The organism is Tenacibaculum aquaeponti, from assembly GCF_057221555.1.
In genome coordinates, this window is record NZ_CM170147.1 from 132,606 (window position 1) to 148,915 (window position 16,310).

Annotated in this window: 17 protein-coding genes; 8 read left to right on the top strand and 9 right to left on the bottom strand. The window is 28.8% G+C overall.

Annotation, left to right across the window (positions count from 1 at the left end; all coding sequences use genetic code 11):
• Positions 1–2: 2 nt before the first annotated feature.
• From AC2TEO_RS00640 to ruvX, 6 genes are read right to left on the bottom strand one after another with little or no spacing between them, the layout of a single operon-like run.
• Positions 3–731, bottom strand: coding sequence for an SDR family NAD(P)-dependent oxidoreductase (locus AC2TEO_RS00640; RefSeq protein ID WP_442266254.1), 729 nt, complete (start codon positions 729–731; stop codon positions 3–5).
• Positions 724–1,818: a glycosyltransferase family 4 protein gene (locus AC2TEO_RS00645; RefSeq protein ID WP_442266255.1), complete on the bottom strand. Its 1,095-nt coding sequence runs from the start codon at positions 1,816–1,818 to the stop codon at positions 724–726. The genes AC2TEO_RS00640 and AC2TEO_RS00645 overlap by 8 nt, the downstream gene beginning before the upstream one ends.
• A 6-nt stretch (positions 1,819–1,824) precedes the next feature.
• Positions 1,825–2,604: a nucleoside triphosphate pyrophosphohydrolase gene (mazG, locus tag AC2TEO_RS00650; RefSeq protein WP_442266256.1), complete on the bottom strand. Its 780-nt coding sequence runs from the start codon at positions 2,602–2,604 to the stop codon at positions 1,825–1,827.
• Between the two features lie 3 nt (positions 2,605–2,607).
• A complete protein-coding gene (locus AC2TEO_RS00655; protein WP_442266257.1) occupies positions 2,608–3,030 on the bottom strand; it encodes a DUF5606 family protein in 423 nt (140 codons plus the stop codon).
• 9 nt (positions 3,031–3,039) lie between these two features.
• Positions 3,040–3,624, bottom strand: a complete 585-nt coding sequence (def, locus tag AC2TEO_RS00660) for a peptide deformylase (RefSeq protein WP_442266258.1) — start codon at positions 3,622–3,624, stop codon at positions 3,040–3,042.
• 58 nt (positions 3,625–3,682) lie between these two features.
• A complete protein-coding gene (ruvX, locus tag AC2TEO_RS00665; protein ID WP_442266259.1) occupies positions 3,683–4,093 on the bottom strand; it encodes a Holliday junction resolvase RuvX in 411 nt (136 codons plus the stop codon).
• A gap of 125 nt (positions 4,094–4,218) precedes the next feature.
• Between ruvX and AC2TEO_RS00670 the strand changes: the two genes are divergently transcribed.
• The 5 genes from AC2TEO_RS00670 (at position 4,219) to AC2TEO_RS00690 (ending at position 8,848) form a co-directional block, all read left to right on the top strand.
• A complete protein-coding gene (locus AC2TEO_RS00670) occupies positions 4,219–5,034 on the top strand; it encodes a 2,3,4,5-tetrahydropyridine-2,6-dicarboxylate N-succinyltransferase (RefSeq protein ID WP_442266260.1) in 816 nt (271 codons plus the stop codon).
• Positions 5,035–5,100: 66 nt separating this feature from the next.
• Entirely contained in the window at positions 5,101–5,847 is a 747-nt protein-coding gene (locus tag AC2TEO_RS00675) for a glycosyltransferase domain-containing protein (RefSeq protein ID WP_442266261.1), read from the top strand.
• On the top strand, positions 5,847–6,644 hold the full coding sequence (locus AC2TEO_RS00680) for a glycosyltransferase (RefSeq protein WP_442266262.1): 798 nt from the start codon (positions 5,847–5,849) through the stop codon (positions 6,642–6,644). The genes AC2TEO_RS00675 and AC2TEO_RS00680 overlap by 1 nt, the downstream gene beginning before the upstream one ends.
• Before the next feature lies 1 nt (position 6,645).
• Positions 6,646–7,761 carry a glycosyltransferase family 4 protein gene (locus tag AC2TEO_RS00685; RefSeq protein ID WP_442266263.1) on the top strand — a complete coding sequence of 372 codons (1,116 nt, stop codon included), beginning with the start codon at positions 6,646–6,648 and terminating at the stop codon, positions 7,759–7,761.
• Positions 7,754–8,848, top strand: coding sequence for a glycosyltransferase family 4 protein (locus AC2TEO_RS00690; protein ID WP_442266264.1), 1,095 nt, complete (start codon positions 7,754–7,756; stop codon positions 8,846–8,848). Before AC2TEO_RS00685 ends, AC2TEO_RS00690 begins: the two co-directional genes overlap by 8 nt.
• Here the strand turns inward: AC2TEO_RS00690 and AC2TEO_RS00695 are convergent.
• Positions 8,837–9,601 carry a glycosyltransferase family 2 protein gene (locus AC2TEO_RS00695; RefSeq protein ID WP_442266265.1) on the bottom strand — a complete coding sequence of 255 codons (765 nt, stop codon included), beginning with the start codon at positions 9,599–9,601 and terminating at the stop codon, positions 8,837–8,839. The two genes, AC2TEO_RS00690 and AC2TEO_RS00695, sit on opposite strands and share 12 nt — an antisense overlap.
• A gap of 131 nt (positions 9,602–9,732) precedes the next feature.
• Here AC2TEO_RS00695 and AC2TEO_RS00700 point away from each other — a divergent pair, with 131 nt between their 5' ends.
• From AC2TEO_RS00700 to AC2TEO_RS00710, 3 genes are read left to right on the top strand one after another with little or no spacing between them, the layout of a single operon-like run.
• Positions 9,733–10,284: an L-threonylcarbamoyladenylate synthase gene (locus tag AC2TEO_RS00700; RefSeq protein WP_442266266.1), complete on the top strand. Its 552-nt coding sequence runs from the start codon at positions 9,733–9,735 to the stop codon at positions 10,282–10,284.
• A gap of 5 nt (positions 10,285–10,289) precedes the next feature.
• Positions 10,290–11,720: a CCA tRNA nucleotidyltransferase gene (locus AC2TEO_RS00705; RefSeq protein WP_442266267.1), complete on the top strand. Its 1,431-nt coding sequence runs from the start codon at positions 10,290–10,292 to the stop codon at positions 11,718–11,720.
• A gap of 2 nt (positions 11,721–11,722) precedes the next feature.
• Complete coding sequence (locus AC2TEO_RS00710) at positions 11,723–12,769, top strand: glycosyltransferase (RefSeq protein WP_442266268.1); 1,047 nt, start codon at positions 11,723–11,725, stop codon at positions 12,767–12,769.
• On the opposite strand, the gene AC2TEO_RS00715 is transcribed toward AC2TEO_RS00710, so the two are convergent.
• The gene (locus tag AC2TEO_RS00715) at positions 12,752–14,596 is read right to left on the bottom strand and encodes an ABC transporter ATP-binding protein (protein WP_442266269.1); all 1,845 of its coding nucleotides are present in this window, start codon (positions 14,594–14,596) and stop codon (positions 12,752–12,754) included. The genes AC2TEO_RS00710 and AC2TEO_RS00715 overlap by 18 nt on opposite strands.
• Positions 14,596–16,305 carry a phospho-sugar mutase gene (locus AC2TEO_RS00720; RefSeq protein ID WP_442266270.1) on the bottom strand — a complete coding sequence of 570 codons (1,710 nt, stop codon included), beginning with the start codon at positions 16,303–16,305 and terminating at the stop codon, positions 14,596–14,598. The genes AC2TEO_RS00715 and AC2TEO_RS00720 overlap by 1 nt, the downstream gene beginning before the upstream one ends.
• Positions 16,306–16,310 lie beyond the last annotated feature (5 nt).

Here is a 16,310-nt window from a genome sequence, read left to right on the forward strand (position 1 = left end):
TTTTAGACTTCTCTTAAGTCAATTGTTTGTCCATTTGTGAGCTTATTGCTACTATCTAAGTTATAAATGCGTTCAGCTACAAATTGAGGAGAATAAAGTTCGTTATTATTTTTTAAATCTATAAAACGTTGTACGTTTTTAAAGTTAGAAACTTCTGTAGTTCTAATTTGAGATTGCATATTTGTGTCGACTACACCGGGACGGATTCCAAAGGCTTTTACACCATTTTCTACATTTTCTTGCTCTTTAGATATCGTAGCGGTTATCATATCCAGTGCAGCTTTAGAACTGCAATAAACACTCCAGCCTTCATAAGGTTTTTGTGCTGCGCCTGAAGAAATATTAATAATCTGTTTCTTACAATTAAGTTCAGACAATTTATTAATAAACAAGCTAGAAAAAATAAGAGGTATTGTTGTGTTTAAAAATATAGATTGATGAATATCTTGATAATTAATAGCTTCTAAATTCGCTATTTCACCAAGTCTACCTGCATTATTTACTAAAGTTATCGAAGTAATTGCTGTTTTTTTAACTTCATCTAAAAGCATTTCAAAAGCATTCTTAGCTTCTTTAATATTTAATAAGTCAACAGAAATTTGAGTAACATTTTGAATGTCTATAATTGACCGTGATAATGAAAAAACTATATAATTTTCTTGTAGATATTTTTCAACAAGAGCTTTACCAATTCCTTTACTACCTCCAGTTACAATTAATATATTACTCATTTAATAATTTTTTATAAAGGGCTAAAGTTTCTCGAACTGTTCGTTCTATACTATATACATTTTGAATTCTAGCTTTAGCATTTTTACCCATTTGAATTCTTTTTTCATTGTTGTTAGCTAAATCAGAAATAGCTTTACCAATACCTTTATAATTTTTTAAAGGCACAACAATTCCAGAATTTTCATCAATTAATTCGGTGCAACCTCCAGCATTTGTCATTATAATTGGTTTTCCAATACTCATTGCCTCGCTTATTGCTCTACCAAATCCTTCACTTAAAGAAGATTGTACATACATATCACAACCCGCTAATAATGACGGAACGTCATCACGCTTTCCTAAAACATGAATACGATTTTTTATTTTACTTTCCTCTTTTAATTTAGACAGGTGAGGAGCATCAGTTTTATCACCAATTAATATAAAATGAATTTCTTTTTCAGAAGTTAAATAATTAGATGCTTGTAAAAAATATTTTGTTCCTTTTACTTTTCTGTGATTACCTATAGAACAAACAATTATAGCATCTTTAGGAATTCCTATAGAAGTATAATCAAATGGAGTAGCATTATCAAACCAATCTGTACTATAACCTTTAAATATGCGTACAGCTTTTTGTTTACGTTTACCAAATAATTGTTTTTTTACATGGTTGTAAACGAAATTACTATTTCCAATAATTGCATCAATTCTTGGATGTAAGTAAGTTAAATAAGCGCTAGGATCATGCCAATGTAAACTTGCAGATCCGTAATAAATAACAGCTTTTATGTTAGGGTACTTTTTTAAAACGCCTAATCCGCTACGACTAGCTTTACCACTGATAAAATGTACAACATTTATCTTTTTAGAAGTTAAAAGCTCAGTGAAATTTTTTTGATATTCTTTATCAATTTTCTCTTTTGGATGTAAATATTGATAATCTGAATGATCTAATTTTTTTTCTTTAAGATAATTGATTACTTCATCAGATAAATTACCAATTAAATATATATTTACTCCTTGTTCTTTTAAGCCTAAATACAAAGCTATTTGAGCAATTTGTGCATTCAAATTACCACCACCAACTACAAAAAGTACATTCATTAATTGTTATTTATATAATTTCTTAGCTTCATTCCAAAAAATATCCATTTCAGTTAAAGACATATTAGATAAATCTTTACCAGCTAATTTAGCTTGTTCTTCTAGGTATTGGAATCGATTGATAAACTTTTTATTTGTCTTTTCTAAAGCATTTTCTGGATTAACCTTTATAAATCGCGCATAATTGATCATAGAAAATAAAACATCTCCAAATTCTTTTTCTATGTTTTCTTGATTTCCATTTTCAATTTCTTCATTGAGTTCATTCAATTCTTCTTGAACTTTTTCCCAAACTTGATGCGGTTCTTCCCAGTCGAAACCAACTCCAGCTACTTTATCTTGAATACGATTAGCTTTTACCAAAGCAGGTAAACTTTTAGGAACTCCTTCTAAAACAGATTTCTTTCCCTCTTTAAGTTTAAGTTTTTCCCAATTTTGTTTAACTTGTTCTTCGTTTTCAACAGAAACATCGCCATAAATGTGTGGGTGACGATCTATAAGTTTATCTGATATTGCATTGGCAATATCCGCAATATCAAAAGCTTTTTTTTCACTTCCGATTTTTGCATAAAAAACGATGTGCAAAAGCACATCGCCTAATTCTTTTTTAAGTTCTACTAAATCATTATCTAAAATAGCATCACCTAATTCGTAAACTTCTTCAATTGTTAAATGTCGTAAACTTTCTAATGTTTGTTTTTTATCCCACGGACATTTTTCACGAAGATCATCCATGATGTCTAAAAGACGATTAAAAGCTTCTAATTGTTGTTTACGAGTATTCATATTTTATTCTTCTTCCTCTGAATTTACAACTTCTTCGTTTAAAGAAGTAAAATCAAATTCTGCTTTTACTAAAATGTTATACCATTGTAATACTTTCTTAATGTTAGAAGTATATACTCTTTCCTCATCGTAACCTGGTAAAACTTCAGAAAAATAAGAAGTTAATTTATTAGCACTTTCTTTGTGCGAAATGGCTTCTTTATTATCTTCTTTATTAGCAATGTTTTTAAAAACTTCAGCTAATGGAATATCCTCTTCGTATGTAAAGATTGCGATATTTTCTAACAAACTAACATTGTGAGTTGCAGTAATAGGCATCCTTTTACCATCTAGTAATGATTTTACAATTACTCCCGCTTTAGTTTGCGATAAAATTTCATATAAACCAGGCTTTCCTGATACAGCTATTATTTTACTAAATTCCATATAATAAAATTATTTTTTTAAGTTAAGAAAACGCATTCTATAACCAGAATTTACTTTCCCTTTTGAAATATTTTCTAATTTTTTCTTAATTAATCTTTTCTTTAGTGAAGATAATTTATCAGTAAATAAAACACCTTCAATGTGATCATACTCATGTTGAAAAACACGTGCAGCTAATCCTGAATAAGTTTCTGTATGCTTTTCAAAATTTTCATCTTGATATTCAACAGTGATTACAGGCTTTCTCCAAACATCTTCTCTAACATCAGGAATGCTTAAACATCCTTCATTAAAAATCCATTCTTCTCCTTCTTCTTTAATAATTTTAGCATTAATAAATACTTTATTAAATGATTCTAAAACTTTTTTCTCTTCTTCAGGTAAACCATCATCTTCAGCAAAAGGAGAAGCGTCGATAAGAAATAAACGTATATCTTTTCCGATTTGTGGAGCAGCTAAACCAACTCCAGAAGCATTGTACATAGTTTCTTTCATATTGCTAATTAGCTCAGAAAGATTAGGATAATCTTTATCAATTTCTTTCCCAACTTTTCTAAGCACTGGGTCTCCGTAAGCAACTATTGGTAGTATCATATACTATGGTAAATTTTTTAATGCAAGCAAAAGTACAAATAAGCTTGTTTACTTAAAATTATTTGTTGTATAAATATGATTGTAGAATAATTGTAGCGCTAATTTCATCTACTAGAGCTTTATTTCTTCGTTGTTTCTTTTTTAAACCACTATCAATCATTGTTTGAAAAGCCATTTTAGAAGTGAAGCGTTCATCAACTCTTTCAAAAGGAATAGACGGAATTTCTTTTTTAAGTTTTTCTATAAATGAACTAATTAATTGTTCACTTTCACTATCAGAATTATCCATTTGTTTGGGTTTTCCAATAATAAAACGTTCAACAGTTTCTTTATTAATATAATCTTTAAGAAACTCAATTAAAGTATCTGTTTCTACAGTTGTTAACCCAGAGGCAATAATCTGTAATTCATCAGTAACAGCTATTCCAGTTCGCTTTAATCCGTAATCTATTGCTAATATTCTTGCCAAGTTTTACTTTTTATTTTGAGCAAAAATAGTCATTTTAAACAAGGAATTATTTTCTGTTTAAAAAATGTGTTTTACTACCAATTCTTTCTAGGGAGACTTATATTTGTAAAAAATATTTAACCAAGATGACTGAAATTCGTTCTATTATAGAAAACGCATGGGATAACAGGGAATTATTGAAAAATGAGGAAACTGTAACAGCAATAAGAAAAGTTGTTGATTTATTAGATGCAGGAGAGCTTCGTGTAGCTGAGCCTACTGATGATGGTTGGCAAGTAAATGAGTGGGTAAAAAAGGCTGTAGTATTATATTTCCCAATTCAAAAAATGGAAACTTTAGAAGCTGGTATTTTTGAATATCACGATAAAATTCCATTAAAGAGAAACTATCAAGAGAAAGGAATTCGTGTAGTACCAAATGCTGTAGCACGTCATGGAGCTTATATTTCTTCTGGTACTATTTTAATGCCAAGTTATGTAAATATCGGAGCTTATGTAGATGAAGGAACTATGGTAGATACTTGGGCAACTGTAGGATCTTGTGCACAAATTGGAAAAAATGTTCATTTATCTGGTGGAGTAGGAATCGGTGGTGTATTAGAACCATTACAAGCTGCTCCAGTAATTATAGAAGATAATGCATTTATAGGTTCTCGTTGTATTGTTGTAGAAGGTGTAAGAGTGGAAAGAGAAGCGGTTTTAGGTGCTAATGTAGTATTAACAGCTTCAACAAAAATTATTGATGTAACAGGAGATGAGCCTGTTGAAATGAAAGGAAGAGTTCCTGCTCGTTCTGTAGTTATTCCAGGAAGTTATACTAAGAAATTTGCTGCTGGAGAATACAATGTACCTTGTGCATTAATTATAGGTAAACGTAAAGAAAGTACAAATAAGAAAACATCATTAAACGATGCATTAAGAGAGTATGATGTAGCTGTTTAATATTTTAAACAAATAACTTTAATTCTTAAGATCAAATATAGTTTTATATTTGGTCTTTTTTTATGCATGAATAAAATAGTTATATATACAGCAGCTTTCGGAGAAAACTATGGTTTCATTCCACAAAAAAAAATAAAAGGAGTAGATTTTTTTTGTTTCACAGATGATATAAAAAAGGTTGTTGCTCCATGGAAACCAATAGAAGCAAAGTTTGAAGGAGATAATAATGTTTTAAGAAATAGGCATCCTAAATTATTACCACATTTGTATTTCAGCAATTATGAAATTAGTATTTATATAGATAGCAATTTTTTAATTGTAGGAGATATTTATGAACTTTTAAAATCTCTCAACGGTTTTAAAATGGCTACCTTTGACCATGCTCAATCTGATGATTCAAGAGATTGTATATACAAAGAATATGAAGCTATTTTAGAATTAATGAAACAGACAGGACAAGCAAAAGATAACCCCAAAGTTATGTCTGATCAGATAGCTGGATTTGAGTTAGATAATTATCCAAAAGAAAACGGATTAATTAAAGGAGGTGTTTTAATTAGAAAACACAATGATGTCGAAGTAATTAAAGTAATGGAAGATTGGTGGAAGATAGTTTCAACTCAAAGTAAAAGAGATCAATTAAGTTTTAATTATGTTGCTTGGAAAAATAACTTTATTCATAAAATAATTGATGGAGATATAAGAAGAGGAAATTCATATTTTTATTTTTTAGCATCAGCAAGAAAAAACTATTTAACAAAATTAATTAAGTATAAAATCAAACGATTTTTAGGAATAAAAAAACATCCATAGTGATTAAAATATCAATCATAATTTCATATTACAAAGCACTAGATAATTTAAAGTTAATTCTAGAAGCATTAAATCATCAAAGCTCAAAAGAATTTGAAGCAATTGTTTCTGAAGATGATAACAATCAGGAAACTATAGATTTTTTGAAATCTTTTAGAAATCAATATAATTTTCAAATTTTACATGTAAATCAAGAAAAAGATGATGGGTTTAGAAAAACGATGATGTTAAATAAATCTATCAGAGCTTCTAATGGAGAAACTCTAGTTTTTATTGATGGTGATTGTATTCCTCATAAACATTTTGTAAAAACGTATATAAATAATGTTGAAGAAGGAGTAATGTTAAAAGGAAGAAGAGTAATGTTAGGAGAAAAAATAACAAATAAAGTCACTTCAAATAAAACAATTAAACCTCTAAATACGATATCTATTTTACTTTCTGATTCCGATAAAAAGAAAGAAGGTATTTACTTGAAAAATAAAAGTTTAATTGTAACAATGAAAGACAAAGGTTTATTAGGTTGCAATTGGGGAATTCAGAAAAAGCATTTGATCGAAATTAATGGATTTGATGAAGATTACGTTCGTGCTGCAGTTGGTGAAGATACAGATATTGAATGGAGATTAAAACGAATAGGAATTGGAAGTAAATCCATGAAAAATAAAGCTATAGTTTATCATTTACATCACGAAAGAGGATATTCTCAGGAAGGAGTAGAAATAAACAGAGTTTTATTGAGAGATAAAATGAATAAAGATCTTTATATCTGTTTAAATGGTTTAGAAAAGCTATAGTATGAGAATAGGTTTTGATGCCAAAAGAGCATTTCATAATACTACTGGATTAGGTAATTATAGTAGAGATCTAATTCGAATTTTATCAGAATATTTTCCTGATGAAGATTATTACTTGTATAATACCAAGCCGAAAAAAGTAGATCGGTTAGATATGAGTAAACTCACAGAAATACTTCCAGAAACGAAATTTTGGAAGAAGTTTTCCTCGATTTGGAGGCAAGGTCCAATAAACAATCAAATAAAAAAAGATAGAATTCAAGTATATCATGGTTTATCAGGAGAAATTCCTAGGAATCTACATAAAACAGGAACAAAATCTATTGTTACAATACATGATTTAATATTTGTTCGTTACCCAAAATTATATTCTTTTTTCGATAGAAAAATACACTTTAATAAGTTTAAATATGCAGCACATAATTCAGACAGGATTATAGCAATAAGTGAACAAACCAAACAGGATATTATAGAGTTTTTAAAAGTAGATCCTTCTAAAATAGATGTTGTTTATCAAGGCTGTCATGCTATTTTCAAAGAAAAAGTTACAGAAGAACAAAAAACCATAGTAAAGAAAAAGTTCAATTTACCAGATCAATTTATATTAAATGTTGGTACGATAGAGGAAAGAAAAAACTTATTAAGTATTGTAAAAGCAATTAAAGATATTGATATTACACTTGTTGTAGCTGGTAGGAAAACAAAATACTATGATGAGGTTCAAGAATATATTAATACTAATAATTTACATAATAAAGTCATTTTTTTAGGAGGTGTAGATTTAAAAGAATTGGCAACATTATATCAAGCAGCAAAAGTTTTTCTTTATCCAAGTATTTTCGAGGGTTTCGGAATACCTATTATAGAAGCTTTATATTCCAAAACTCCAGTAATTACAACAAATGGAGGAGTTTTTCCAGAAGCTGGTGGGCCAAATTCAATTTATGTAGAACCTTATAATATCGAGCAACTTAGTTTAGAAATTACTACATTGCTAGACGATAAAACAAAACAAAAAGTAATTGCAGAGCAGGGATATGTATTTGTGCAAAAATTTAATGATAAAGCTATTGCAAATCAATTAATGAAAGTATACAAATCGGTTTTACATGGATAATAACAAAACAATATGCTTCTTTAATTCCACAAAAACTTGGGGAGGTGGAGAAAAATGGCATTACGAAATGTCATCTTATCTATTCTTAAAAGGAATTAAGGTTTTGGTTATTGTCTCTCCAAATAGCGAACTTCAAAAAAAAGTAAATACGGTTGGTATTCCATATGAAGAAGTTAAAGTTTCAAACTTTAGTTATTTAAATTCAAAGAAGGTTACAAATGTGGCTGCTTTTCTAATAAATCATAACGTTTCTACGATTGTTATGAATTCTTCCGAAGATATGAAACTTGGAGGTTTAGCAGCTAAAAAAGCTAAAGTAAATCGAATAATTTATAGAAGAGGAAGTGCCATTCCAATAAAAAACACATTCATAAATAGATATTTTTTTAAAAATGTTTTAAATGAAGTTTTAGCAAATTCTGAAGCTACTAAACATACTATCAATGAAAAAAATGAAAATTTATTTCCTAAAAATAAAATTACTGTAATTCCGAATGGAATAAACATATCTAAATTTGATGATTTAGCTTTCGAAGTTTTGTATACAAAAAACGATGATGAAATTGTCTTAGGGAATTTAGGAAGAATGGTTTTTCAAAAGAATCAAGAGTTTTTAATTCAATTAGCTTTGGAGCTAAGAAAAAGGGCATTGAATTTTAAAATACTAATTGGTGGAACTGGTAAATTAGAAGAAGTTTTACAAGAGAAAATTAAAAAGTGTAATTTGGAAAATGAAATAATTCTTTTAGGGTTTATTAAGAATCCAAAAAGTTTTATGAATAGTATTGATATTTTCTTACTTCCATCTAGATGGGAAGGTTTTGGTTATGTTCTTGCAGAAGCTATGCTTTGCGAAAAACCAACAATAGCATTTGATATAAGTAGTAACGGTCAAATTATAGAAGATAAAGAAAATGGTTTTTTACTTCCTTTTGACGATGTGTTGAAATTCAGTGATAAAATTGAATTTTTCATTAATAACAAAGCTATGATGACTGTAATGGGAAAAAAAGGAAGAAAGAAAATAGAAGAAGAGTTTAGTAGTGCTTTAATCCAAGAAAAAGTAAAAGAATATTTACTTTCTTAATTTCTTACGTCTTTCTATTAATTTTAAATATTTTAATACACTATATTCTGCTATATAAGTACTCCAAACATAGCCTTCATAACCATTAAACATATTTCCTCGAATCACATATTCCTTAAAAAAAGTAAATGGATATTTAAAGACAAGTAAAATTATATTTACTCGTTTTTTTCGTTTAAAATATTCTTCAGATACTAATGATGCATATCTGTTTTTCTTTAAATTAATTTGTTCTACAGAATTTGCAGTGTAATGGTAGAAGAAGTTTTTAAATCTTCCTTTTGCTCCTTTGTATTCAACAGTTTCATGAACTTTTTTATCAGAAAATCCAGCATTATTTTTATTAAAAAGTCTTAGAATAGGAGTGTTTTTTAAATATCCATATTCAAAAATTTTTCCTAAATAAACATGTTTTCTGTTTATAAAATAAGCTTTATAGGGAATTTTTTCCTTACAGAACTCAGTCTTTATTTCATCTATCAACTCATTAGTTAAAACTTCATCAGCATCAATAGATAAAACCCAATCATAAGAACATTTACTCACTAAAAAGCTTTTCTGTTCACCATATCCATTAAATTCTTTTTGAAAAACTTTTGCTCCGTAAGATTTACAAATTTCTACAGTATCATCACTACTAAAAGAATCAATAACCACAATTTCATCGCACCAGACTAATTTTTCTAATGTACGAGCAATATTTTGCTCTTCATTAAAAGTAATAAGTGCAGCACTAATTTTATGTTTATGCATTCAATATAGTTTTACTATAACAAACATAATGTAAATTAGCGGTTTTAAAGTAATATAATTTCTGTATCGTAAGATATAATTTACGAAAGGAGTATTTTTAGAAGTAAACCTTCATATTTTAAAACGAAATTATGATGATAAGCGAAGTTGTAACTGAATTAAATAAAGGAAAAACAATATTATATCCCACAGATACAGTTTGGGGATTAGGATGTGATGCAACAAATTCTGAAGCAGTACAAGAGATTTATAAGATTAAAAACAGAGAAGAAAGTAAAAGTTTAATTGTTTTGGTCAGTTCCTTTGAAATGCTAGAACAATATGTTTCAGTTCCTGATGTTGCTAAAGAAATACTTAAAAAAACAGAAAAACCAACAACAATAATTTATCAAAATCCAAAGGGTATTGCTGCTAACATTATCAATAAAGAGGATAACACACTTGCTATTCGCATAGCCAAAGATGAGTTTTGTGAAGAATTAATAAAGACGTTTGGAAAGCCAATTGTGTCTACATCAGCAAATGTTAGCGGAAACCCAACTCCTAAATCTTTTTCTGAAATAGAACAGTCTATTTTGGATGATGTTGATTATATAGTAAATTTGCATCAAAATAAAGTATCTGAGAAATCATCAACGATACTCAAATTAGAAGGAGAAAAAGTAATAGTGATACGAGAATAGAGTTTATGCAGGATCAATTTTTTAAAGAAGCACTAACACATAAAGTTTTTGAATACATAACTAAAGCAACCGATGAATTGGGTTTAGATAGCTATGTTATTGGTGGTTTTGTTCGTGATTTTATTTTAAAACGCGGAAATGCCAAAGATATAGATGTTGTAACTATAGGAAGTGGTATTGAACTAGCTCAAAAAGTAGCAAGTTTATTGCCAAACAAACCTAAAGTACAGGTTTTTAAAACCTACGGAACAGCTATGTTACGTTTTAATGATATTGAGGTTGAGTTTGTTGGAGCGAGAAAAGAATCATATACGGAAAATAGTAGAAACCCTGAAGTGTCTGTGGGTACGTTACAAGATGATCAAGATAGAAGAGATTTTACAATTAATGCTTTAGCGTTAAGCTTAAATGCTAAATCTTTTGGGAAATTATTAGATCCTTTTGATGGTATTGGTGATTTAGATCGAAAAACAATCAGAACGCCATTAAATCCAGATATTACATATTCAGATGATCCTTTGCGTATGATGAGAGCCATTCGTTTTGCAACTCAATTAAACTTTACAATTGAAAAAACTTCATTAGATGCAATTAAAAGTAATGTAGAACGAATTAAAATCATTACCAAAGAAAGAATTGTAGATGAGATTAATAAAATAATGGCTTCTCCAAAGCCTTCGATAGGTTTTTTACTTTTAGAAAAAACGGGTTTATTAAATAAAATTTTACCTGAATTAATCGCTTTAAAAGGAGTAGAAGAAGTTGAAGGGCAAACTCACAAAGATAATTTCTACCATACATTAGAAGTAGTTGATAATATTTCTGAAAATACAAACGATGTTTGGTTACGTTGGGCTGCTTTATTACATGATATAGGAAAAGCTCCAACAAAAAAGTTTGATAAAAGAAATGGGTGGACATTTCATTCTCATGAATTTATTGGTTCTAAAATGGTTTACAAATTATTTAAGCGTTTAAAAATGCCGCTGAATAATAAGATGAAGTTTGTACAGAAAATGGTGTTATTAAGTTCTCGTCCAATTGTATTAGCTTCTGAAGTAACAGATTCTGCTGTTCGTAGATTAATTTTTGATGCAGGAGACGATATCGATAGTTTAATGATATTGTGTGAAGCGGATATTACAACGAAAAACCCAAAGAAATTTAGACGTTATCATAAAAATTTTGAAATTGTTCGTCTTAAAATCAAGGAAGTTGAAGAGCGAGATAGAGTTCGTAATTTTCAACCTCCAATTACAGGTGAGGAAATTATGAAAACTTTCAATTTAAAACCTTGTAGAGAAATAGGGCAAATTAAAGAAGCAATTAAGGAAGCTATTTTAGAAGGAGAAATACCTAATGAATATGAAGCTTCTTACAACTTTATGATAAAGAAAGCAAAAGAGATAGGTTTAGTAGCACAAACTGAATTTTAAGTATGAAAATAGTACAAGTAATAGATCAATTAAGTTTAGGTGGGGCAGAACGAGTATGTCTTAATTTAGTTAATCTATTTCATAGAAAAGGCTATGATGTAAAACTTATTTTATTTAAAAATAAAGGAAAATTATTAGAGTTTATAGATCAGGGGGTTGATGTTGTTTTTTTGAAAGAAAATCAAAACAAAATTCAAGCTTATAAAAATTTAGTAGAAGAACTAGAAGATGCAGATATTGTACATGTACATATGCGTCAGAATTATCGTTTTGTTAAAAAAGCAATGCTATTTAAAAGCGTCAAAAAACCAGTGATTTTTCATGATCATTATGGTAAAATAGCAATAAAAAAACGAGTTCCTCTTTTTTATAAATCACTACTAAAACCACATTTTTACATAGGATGTTCTAAATTATTAACAGATTGGGCTGTTAATAAAGTAAAAATTAAAAAAGAACATGTTTTTTTGGTAGGTAATTTTGTGCTTAATTATAAAACTAATTATGAAAACCATACACCTAAAGGTTTAGTCTTAGTTGGAAGTCTTAAAAAGGTAAAAAATCATAAGTTAGCTATAGATATTGCAAAATCACTAAATAAAGATTTAACAATATATACTCCAAGCTTAAAAGGAGGAGAAAAAGGTTATTATGAAATGTTGGTTGACCATATTAATAAAATTGAATTTAAGGATAGAGTCCATTTTATTACTGGTTGTAGTAATGTTCAAGCTGAATTAAAGCAATATGAAATGGCTTTATTAACTTCTACTTCTGAAGGTGATCCATTAGCTCTAGTAGAATATATGGCGCAAGGATTACCGTTTTTATGTTCAGATTTGGGAGAAGCTGTAAAAGTTGTAAAAAAGTATTATCCTGAAATGGTTCAAAGTAATTTTGAAGTTGATAGTTGGGTGGCAAACTATCATAAAGTAAAAGAGATCCAATCTAAACAGATCGAATCTCTTTATAACGAACATTTTTCTTCTGATTTATATCTTGAAAAATATTTATCTATTTATAAGAAGTTTTTAAATTCTATCAAATGATTGTAATTCTACAAGTTTAGCATATTCACCTTTAGCAGCTAAAAGGTCTTCATGCTTACCTTGTTCAACGATTCTACCTTCTCGCATTACAACAATTAAATCTGCTTTTTGAATAGTAGATAGTCTATGTGCAATTACTACAGAAGTTCTATTTTGCATCATATTTTCCAATGCAGATTGAACTATTTTTTCAGATTCTGTATCTAAAGCAGAAGTTGCCTCATCTAAAATCATAATTGGTGGATTTTTTAGCACAGCTCTAGCTATAGATAAACGTTGTTTTTGTCCGCCAGAGAAGTTACTAGCACTGTCTGCAATATTAGTTTCAAAACCTTTTGAAGAATTTTCAATAAATTCTAAAGCATTGGCAACTTTTGTAGCAGCAATAATTTCTTCTTCAGTTGCATTCGGATTACCAACTTTTAAATTGTTTTCTATAGAATCATTAAATAATAAAGCATCTTGAGTAACGATACCTATTAAAGAACGTAACGATTCTTTAGAAACATTTTTGATGTTATCATTGTCAATTAATACTTCGCCCTGATTTACATCATAAAAACGCATTAAAAGATTAGCAATTGTAGATTTTCCACTACCAGATTGACCAACAAGTGCAACCATTTTTCCTTTTGGAATTTCTAAACTGAAATCTTTTAAAACATAATCATCTTCATATTTAAAAGAAATATTCTTAAAACTTATTCCTGTTGTAAATGATTCTTTATCAATAGGGTTTTCAATATTTAAAATAGGATTAGCTTCATCTAAAATATCATATAAACGTTTTGCAGATGCATCACCTTTTCTAATATTAGTAAAAATTCCCGCGATTGCTTTAGTAGGCTGTAATATTGAATAAAATAATCCAATATACATGATAAATGACTCAGGATCAAAGTCACTAAGAGTTTTAGTGTTATTAGATAGCACTAAACTTCCTCCATACAATAAAATTGCTAATACTGTTAATACTCCTAAAAATTCACTTAACGGTGAAGCTAATTTTTGACGATGAGTAACCTGTATATTTAAATTTTCTTGTCTTTTTGTTGAATTTGAAAACTTTCTAAAAAAACGATTTTCAGAAGTAAAGCCTTTTACAACTTTTAAACCAGCAATTGTTTCTTCTAATAAAGAAAGGTAAGTACCACTTTCTTGTTGGGATTGTAGAGCTTTAGATTTTAGTTTTTTAGTAGACCAAGAAATTATTAAACCAGATAGAGGTAAGGTTATAAATACAAATAATGTTAGCTTGTAACTCATAGCAAACATCATTAGTAAAACAATAATTATAGTTAAAGGTTCTCTAACAATTCCTCCAAAAGATGAAATAAATGACCCTTCAACAATTTGTATATCAGATGTCATTCTAGACATTAAATCTCCTTTTCGCTGTTCAGTAAAATATCCAATAGGTAAAGAGATTATTTTTCTATATAAATTGTCTCGCATATCCTTAACTGTACCATTTGATAAATATGCCATTTGATACGAGCCTAAAAAATAAAATAGATTCTTGAAAAAAAATAGAATCAAAACAATGATACATATAATAAGTAAAGCATTAACAGCTCCTTCTTCATTTATATAATTAGCAATCTCTACATAAAAACTATTTTTTAAGTATCCAAAAGTTGATGAAATTCCATCATAAACAGGTTTTTCTACTTTTTTATCAGGATTAAATAAAATAGATAGTACTGGTAAAAAAGACATGACTGCCAAAATATTGAATATCGCGTAAAGGATATTAAACATAGTAGCATAAATAAAACGCTTTTTGTAAGGTTTTACAAAAGATAAAATTCGTTTAAAGTAATTCATTAAACTCCTAACTGTTTTATAATTCGTTGGAGTTTTTCATCCAACTGTTTTCCAACTACATCTGCATTTTCAACTGTATCTAAAGAACCTTTTGTGCCGATGTAAAATTTAATTTTTGGTTCTGTACCACTAGGTCTACAAGCTACTTTAGTTCCATTTTCTGTTTCGTAAATTAATACGTTAGATTTTGGAATATCAATCGTAGCTTCTTCTCCTGTGATGATATTTTTTCGGATTGAAGTCTTATAATCATTTACAAATGTTACTTTTTCACCGTCTATTTCAGAAAGTGGATTATTACGCAAATCGATTAACATTTGCTTGATCTCTTCAGCTCCTTGCATTCCTTTTTTTACTAGTGAAACTAGTTTTTCTTTAAAGAAACCATGTTTTACATATATTTTTAGTAATTCATAGTAAAAAGAACTATTCTCAGATTTTGCTTGAGCAGCAATTTCACAAGCGAGTAGGGTAGAAGTTACAGCATCTTTATCTCTTACAAAATCACCAACCATAAATCCGAAACTTTCTTCACCACCACCAATAAAGTCTAATTCAGGATGATCTTTAATCATTTTAGCAATCCATTTAAATCCTGTTAAACCAACTTTAGTTTCTACACCATAACTTTCAGCAATAACATTAACTAAATTGGTAGATACAATGGTAGAACCAATAAATTGCTTGCCATTTAATAAACCTTTTTCTTTCCATTGGTTTATTAAAAAGTCTGTCATAACACTCATGGTTTGATTACCATTTAATAGTTTCATGTTACCATCAGTATCACGAACAGCAATTCCTAAACGATCACAATCAGGATCTGTACCAATTACAATATCTGCATTTGTTTTATTAGCATATTCGATAGCCATGGCTAATGCTTCTGGTTCCTCAGGATTAGGAGATTCAACAGTAGGGAAATCACCATTAGGTTCGGCTTGTTCTTCTATAACATGAACTTGAGTATATCCAGCTCTTTTTAATACTTCAGGAACTAATTTTATCGATGTTCCGTGTAAAGAAGTGAAAACAATTTTTAAATCTTCTCTACCTTTTATATTAAATGTACCACTTTTTAAAGAAGCATTCCAAAAAGCTTCGTCAACTTCTTCACCAATAAAAGAAATTAGCTCTTCTTTTTTATTGAAGTTGATGTCGCTAAATTCTAGATTATTTACTCCAGATATAATTTCTACGTCTTGAGGAGGAACTATTTGTCCGCCATCAGTCCAATACACTTTGTAACCATTATATTCAGGTGGATTATGTGAAGCGGTTAATACAATACCAGCATGACAATTTAAATGATTTACTGCAAAAGATAACTCAGGAGTAGGGCGTAAGTCTTCAAAAACAAAAGTTCTAATATTGTTCGCAGAAAGTACATCTGCAACCAACTGAGCAAACTTTTTACTATTATGTCTACAGTCATACGCAATTGCTACCTTTATTTCTTCATTAGTATATACTTTGTTTAAATAATTACTTAAACCTTGCGTAGCTTTTCCTAAAGTATATTTGTTAATTCGATTCGTACCGGCCCCCATAACACCTCGCATTCCTCCGGTACCAAATTCTGTGTTCTTATAAAATCTATCTGTAAGATCTTCTGTATTATTACTTATTAATTCAGAAATTTCATTTCTTGTTTCTTCATCGAAAGTATCAGTTAACCAAAGTTTGGCTTTACTTAAAATATCGTTCATAGTTT

Coding starts and splice junctions, on each gene's coding strand:
- AC2TEO_RS00640 (WP_442266254.1), bottom strand. CDS start 731: ATGAGTAATATATTAATTGTAACTGGAGGTAGTAAAGGAATTGGTAAA.
- AC2TEO_RS00645 (WP_442266255.1), bottom strand. CDS start 1,818: ATGAATGTACTTTTTGTAGTTGGTGGTGGTAATTTGAATGCACAAATT.
- mazG (WP_442266256.1), bottom strand. CDS start 2,604: ATGAATACTCGTAAACAACAATTAGAAGCTTTTAATCGTCTTTTAGAC.
- AC2TEO_RS00655 (WP_442266257.1), bottom strand. CDS start 3,030: ATGGAATTTAGTAAAATAATAGCTGTATCAGGAAAGCCTGGTTTATAT.
- def (WP_442266258.1), bottom strand. CDS start 3,624: ATGATACTACCAATAGTTGCTTACGGAGACCCAGTGCTTAGAAAAGTT.
- AC2TEO_RS00670 (WP_442266260.1), top strand. CDS start 4,219: ATGACTGAAATTCGTTCTATTATAGAAAACGCATGGGATAACAGGGAA.
- AC2TEO_RS00675 (WP_442266261.1), top strand. CDS start 5,101: ATGAATAAAATAGTTATATATACAGCAGCTTTCGGAGAAAACTATGGT.
- AC2TEO_RS00685 (WP_442266263.1), top strand. CDS start 6,646: ATGAGAATAGGTTTTGATGCCAAAAGAGCATTTCATAATACTACTGGA.
- AC2TEO_RS00690 (WP_442266264.1), top strand. CDS start 7,754: ATGGATAATAACAAAACAATATGCTTCTTTAATTCCACAAAAACTTGG.
- AC2TEO_RS00695 (WP_442266265.1), bottom strand. CDS start 9,601: ATGCATAAACATAAAATTAGTGCTGCACTTATTACTTTTAATGAAGAG.
- AC2TEO_RS00700 (WP_442266266.1), top strand. CDS start 9,733: ATGATGATAAGCGAAGTTGTAACTGAATTAAATAAAGGAAAAACAATA.
- AC2TEO_RS00705 (WP_442266267.1), top strand. CDS start 10,290: ATGCAGGATCAATTTTTTAAAGAAGCACTAACACATAAAGTTTTTGAA.
- AC2TEO_RS00710 (WP_442266268.1), top strand. CDS start 11,723: ATGAAAATAGTACAAGTAATAGATCAATTAAGTTTAGGTGGGGCAGAA.
- AC2TEO_RS00715 (WP_442266269.1), bottom strand. CDS start 14,596: ATGAATTACTTTAAACGAATTTTATCTTTTGTAAAACCTTACAAAAAG.
- AC2TEO_RS00720 (WP_442266270.1), bottom strand. CDS start 16,305: ATGAACGATATTTTAAGTAAAGCCAAACTTTGGTTAACTGATACTTTC.